Source organism: Haemophilus sputorum CCUG 13788, from assembly GCF_000238795.1.
GTDB classification, from domain to species: domain Bacteria; phylum Pseudomonadota; class Gammaproteobacteria; order Enterobacterales; family Pasteurellaceae; genus Haemophilus_A; species Haemophilus_A sputorum.
Genome location: NZ_AFNK01000072.1, coordinates 1 through 259, shown reverse-complemented (window position 1 = coordinate 259; position 259 = coordinate 1). Strand labels below are relative to the sequence as shown.

Annotated in this window: 1 protein-coding gene; it reads left to right on the top strand. The window is 57.5% G+C overall.

The annotated features are described in order from the left end of the window. Positions 1-259 (top strand): hypothetical protein (locus tag HSP_RS11435; protein ID WP_167535277.1); only part of this gene is annotated, 259 nt, incomplete at both ends.

The following is a 259-nucleotide window of genomic DNA, read 5'->3' as shown; positions in this document are numbered from 1 at the left end:
CAGATGAACCTGCTGCTGTTGCAGATGAGCCTGCCGCTGTTGCTGAAGATCCTGCCGCGGTTGCAGATGAGCCTGCTGCTGTCGCTGAACTTTCAGCCGCGGTTGCAGATGAACCTGCTGCGGTTGCTGAAGATTCTGCCGCTGTTGCAGATGAACCTGCCGCTGTCGCTGAGCTTTCAGCCGCTGTTGCAGATGAACCTGCCGCTGTTGCTGAAGATTCTGCTGCTGTTGCAGATGAGCCTGCCGCTGTCGCTGAAGA